The 4,503-nt window shown below is 71.2% G+C and carries 5 protein-coding genes; 4 read left to right on the forward strand and 1 reads right to left on the reverse strand.

Going from position 1 to position 4,503, the window contains the following annotated elements; translation table 11 throughout:
- Both Q0C12_RS14550 and Q0C12_RS14555 read left to right on the forward strand, forming a co-directional pair.
- Positions 1-497, forward strand: a 497-nt coding sequence (locus tag Q0C12_RS14550; protein WP_290891454.1) for a CIA30 family protein, incomplete at its 5' end; no start/stop codon positions are given.
- Between the two features lie 95 nt (positions 498-592).
- Positions 593-1,510, forward strand: coding sequence for a M14 family metallocarboxypeptidase (locus Q0C12_RS14555; protein ID WP_290891456.1), 918 nt, complete (start codon positions 593-595; stop codon positions 1,508-1,510).
- On the opposite strand, the gene Q0C12_RS14560 is transcribed toward Q0C12_RS14555, so the two are convergent.
- Positions 1,507-2,133: a hypothetical protein gene (locus tag Q0C12_RS14560; protein ID WP_290891458.1), complete on the reverse strand. Its 627-nt coding sequence runs from the start codon at positions 2,131-2,133 to the stop codon at positions 1,507-1,509. The genes Q0C12_RS14555 and Q0C12_RS14560 overlap by 4 nt on opposite strands.
- Positions 2,134-2,220: 87 nt before the next feature.
- On the opposite strand from Q0C12_RS14560, the gene Q0C12_RS14565 reads away from it, so the two are divergent.
- Positions 2,221-2,865: a peroxiredoxin-like family protein gene (locus Q0C12_RS14565; RefSeq protein ID WP_290891460.1), complete on the forward strand. Its 645-nt coding sequence runs from the start codon at positions 2,221-2,223 to the stop codon at positions 2,863-2,865.
- A 122-nt stretch (positions 2,866-2,987) separates the two neighbouring features.
- On the forward strand, positions 2,988-4,136 hold the full coding sequence (locus Q0C12_RS14570; RefSeq protein ID WP_290891462.1) for an NAD-dependent epimerase/dehydratase family protein: 1,149 nt from the start codon (positions 2,988-2,990) through the stop codon (positions 4,134-4,136).
- Positions 4,137-4,503: the final 367 nt, after the last annotated feature.

Genomic DNA, 4,503 nt, shown 5'->3' on the forward strand with positions numbered 1-4,503 from the left:
CGATGAAAACCCTGATGCGCTTCGATGGCGCCCCCGAGGAGCCGCGCTGGGTGGCGGTGAACGACGGCGTCATGGGCGGGCGCTCCAGCGGCGGGCCGGAAGTGGCGGCGGGCCAGCTGCGCTTCACCGGCGTGCTGTCGCTGGAGAACAACGGCGGCTTCTCGTCGGTGCGCACGGTGGGCCGCGATTTCGATTTCACCGGCGCGAAGAACGTGGTGCTGCGCGTGCGCGGCGATGGCCGGCGCTACCAGCTGCGGCTGGCCACCGAGGCCCGCTTCCGCGGCATCACGGTGTCGTATGGCGGCGAGTTCGCCACCCAGGCCGGGCGCTGGACCGAGGTGCGGGTGCCGCTGTCGGGCCTGCGCGCCAGCGCGCACGGGTTCGCGCTGCTGGGCCCGCCGTTCGATCCTTCGCAGGTGCGCGAGATCGGCCTGCTGCTCGGCGACAAGCGCGAGGGGCCATTCGCGTTGACCGTGGACTGGATTGCCCTGGAGTAAATCCCCGGAGCGTACCGGGCCAGGCCGCGGTGGCGTGGTGCGAACGGCGTGGTGCTAAAGTCCCGGGCAACGTCTTGGACCAAGGACCGCCCACCATGCATCCCCCCGAAACCTATCCCATCGGCACCCCCGGCCAGCCCTGGGGCGCCGCCGAGCGCGCCGCCTGGCGCGCCCGCCAGGCCCGCCAGCGCAGCTACGCCGACGACGTGCTGCTGGCCATCGACCGGCTGCGCGACGTCTTCGACGTGCAGCAGTACGGCGTGCTGGACGCCGGCGACGACGGCCGCTTCCCGCTGTACGCGCTGCGCAGCCGTGACTGGCGCGAGGACCTGCCGAACGCGCTGGTCACCGGCGGCATCCACGGTTACGAAACCAGCGGCGTGCACGGCGCGCTGCAGTTCGCCCGGCACCATGCGAAGGACTACGCCGGCCGCATCAACCTGCTGATCGTGCCCTGCGTCAGCCCCTGGGCCTACGAGCGCATCCAGCGCTGGAACGCCGAGGCCATCGACCCCAACCGGTCGTTCGGGCCCGACGGCCAGGCGGCGGAATCGGCGGCGCTCAAGCAGCTGGTCGCGCCGCTGCGCGACCAGTTCCTGGTACACATGGACCTGCACGAAACCACCGACAGCGACGAGTCCGAATTCCGCCCGGCCAAGGCCGCGCGCGACGGCCAGCCCTTCGAGCCCGGCGAGATCCCCGACGGCTTTTACACCGTGGGCGACACCGAAGACCCGCAGCCGGAATTCCAGCAGGCCATCATCGCGGCGGTGGCGAAGGTGACCCACATCGCGCCGGCCGACGCCAAGGGCGAGATCATCGGCTCGCCGGTGGTGGCGCACGGCGTCATCAACTATCCGTGCCGCGAGCTGGGGCTGTGCGCCAGCGTCACCACGGCGCGCTTCCGCAGCACCACCGAGGTCTATCCCGACAGCCCGCGCGCCACGCCCGCGCAGTGCAACGACGCCCAGGTGGCGGCGGTGCGCGCGGCGCTGGATTTCGCACTGGCCTAGGCCGACTTCGGCAGCCTCCAGCCGCGCGCCTTGCTGACCGACAGCAGCGCGAAGTACACCAGGCCGAAGGCCACCACGGTGTGCGGGCGGTCCACCCACTGCCCGCTGCCCGGCAGGTCGGCCGCGGCGACCACGGCGCGGTCCAGACCCAGCCGCGGCAGCGGCAGGACGCTGGTGGCGAACACGCCGCCCAGGTAGAAGATGACGCCGAGCGCCCAGTCGGAGCTGAGGCGCTCGCGCTTGGCCGCCACCGGCACCGGCTGCATCGCCAGCGCGGCCTTGCCGGCCAGCAGCCAGCCGAAGGCCAGGACCGGCCACCAGGCCTGGAACTGCAGGCACCAGGCCAGGATGAAGGCCAGGTACAGCACCGAGAACCCGGCCAGCGCCCGCCAGCGCATCGGCTGGCCCGGCTCGCGCGACAGCAGGGTGCCGCCGATCATCGCGGTGGCGTGCAGCAGGATGAATTCGACCAGCATCATCAGCAGGCCGGTCTTGAGCGCCGCGGCGCCGAGCCAGGCCGGGAACAGCCACAGCAGCAGGAAGAAGCCCGCGGTCACGGCATCGGGCAGCCCCGCCGCCCAGGCGAGCGGGTCACGGGTCGGGCGGGGCAGGGGCGGCGTCATGGCGGCAAGGATAGCCGGGCCGCGCATCCTTTCACCCCTTGGTGGCCTCTGGAGGAGTTCACTAGTCCCTTTCCCAGGAGAAACGCCATGATCCGCAGCGCCCTTGCCGTCCTCATGCTCACCCTTGCCACCGCCGCGCCGGCCGCGGAACTGGCCCCCGGCGCCGACCAGGTCCGTCCGATCCTGATGGGCTCGAAGCTGCCGGACGTCGCCCTGCGCACGCTGTCGGGCGAGGCCACCACGCTGGCGCGCCAGGTCGGCGGCAAGCCGGCCATCCTGGTCTTCTACCGCGGCGGCTGGTGCCCGTACTGCAACCTGCAGCTGAGCGACCTGCGCCTGATCGAGGACCGCGCCAAGGCCCTGGGCTACCAGATGATCGCCATCAGCCCGGACCGCCCCGAGGAGCTGGCCAAGACGCTGGACGCCGGCGACCTGACCTACACGCTGCTCTCCGATAGCCAGGCCAATGCGATGAAGGCCTTCGGCATCGGCTTCCGCGTGGATGCCGCGACCGTGGCGAAGTACCTCACCTTCGGCATCAACCTCGAGGCGGCGTCGGGCTCGAAGGAGAACGCGCTGCCGGTGCCGTCGGTGTTCATCGTGGACGGCGAGGGCGTGCTGCAGTTTGGCTACACGCATCCCGACTACACGATCCGCATCCCGGGCAACGTGATCCTGGCCGCGGCCGAAGCCATCGCCGAGCGCAAGGACCGCCTGCAGCCCAAGCGCTGAGGCCATCGGCACCCCGACTTCCGTCATGCGCGGCCGCGGGGCCGGGCAGGGCAGAGTGGCGCATCCGCCGGGCCCGGAGGGCTGGGGCGGAGTCTCGTCCAACCACCATCCGGGGAAACGCCATGACCTCACGCCGCGACCTGTTCCGCTACGCCGCCCTGGCCACAGCTGCCGCCGCGCTGCCTTCGATCGGCAGTGCCGCCGCACCCGCCAGCCTCGGCAACGCCATTCCGAAGGCGGCCAAGCCGCTGCGCATCCTGATCCTGGGCGGCACCGGTTTCACCGGGCCGTTCCAGGTCGCCTACGCGCTGGCGCGCGGCCATCAGGTGACCACCTTCAACCGCGGTCGCCGGCCGATCACCGAGTGGGGCGACAAGGTCGAACAGCTGGTGGGCGACCGCACCACCGGTGACCTGAAGGCGCTCGAAGGCCGCGAGTGGGATGTCTGCATCGACAACCCCACCACCCTGCCGTACTGGGTCCGCGACGCGGGCCAGGTGCTCAAGGGCAAGGTCGGGCACTTCCTGTTCATCTCCACCATCTCGGTTTACGCCGACGGTTCGAAGGGCGGCATCAACGAGGACTCGCCGCTGGCGAAGTACGCCGGCGCCGACGCCATGGCCGAGACCCGCGAGACCCTGATGGCCAACATCGAGGGCCTGTACGGCTCGCTCAAGGCGCTCAGCGAGGCCGAGGCGCGCAAGCAGTTCGGCGACAAGGTGACGATCGTGCGTCCGGGCTACATCGTCGGGCCGCGTGACGAGACCGACCGCTTCACCTACTGGCCCAAGCGCATCGCCGAAGGTGGCGAGATCCTGGTGCCGGGCGATGGCCGGGACCCGGTGCAGGTGATCGATGGCCGCGACCTGGGCGAATGGATGATCCGGCTGGCGGAAAGCGGCACGACCGGCGTGTTCAATGCCTGCGGCCCGGACTACGCGATGTCGATGGACGCGATGGTGCACGGCTGCCACGCCGTCACCGGCGGCCCGGCCAGCTTCACCCACGTCTCGCGCGAGTTCATCGAGAAGAACGAAGTGGCGCTGCCGATCTGGGTGCCGCGCGAAGGGTCGCCGTATTCGGGCTACGGCGCGGTCAGCAATGCGCGCGCGATCGCCGCGGGCCTCACGTTCCGGCCGCTGGCCGAAACGGTCACCGACCTGCTGGGCTGGTACCGCAGCCAGGCCCCCGAGCGCCAGGCCGAAGTCCGCGCCGGCGTTCCCCGCGAGAAGGAAACCGAGCTGCTGAAGGCCTGGCACGCCCGGGCCTGACCCGCCAAAGAAAAAGGGCCGGAAACCGGCCCTTGATCGGGTGTTGCGGTGCGCGGTGCGCGACTCAGCGGATGCTCTTGAGTCGGGCGGCGCGGCGGCGGGCGCGGGCTTTCTTAGCCATGGTGGGGGCCTTGGTGGGTGGAATGGGCGCGCAGTGTCCCACAAATCGACCCCCGATGCCGGATCGCTGACCGCTTCACCCCGGTCAGTGCGCTGCCGTCCACCTGCGGTGGCGGCGACGGGGGATCTCAGGGCAGGCGCACCAGCTCCACGCGGCGGTTCTTCGCGCGGCCGTCCTCGGTGGCGTTGTCGGCCAGCGGCTGGTCGGGGCCGAAGCCCTGCGCCTGCAGGCGGTCGGCGGCGATTC

The sequence above is a fragment of the Arenimonas sp. genome, from assembly GCF_022842045.1.
Taxonomy (GTDB): domain Bacteria; phylum Pseudomonadota; class Gammaproteobacteria; order Xanthomonadales; family Xanthomonadaceae; genus Arenimonas.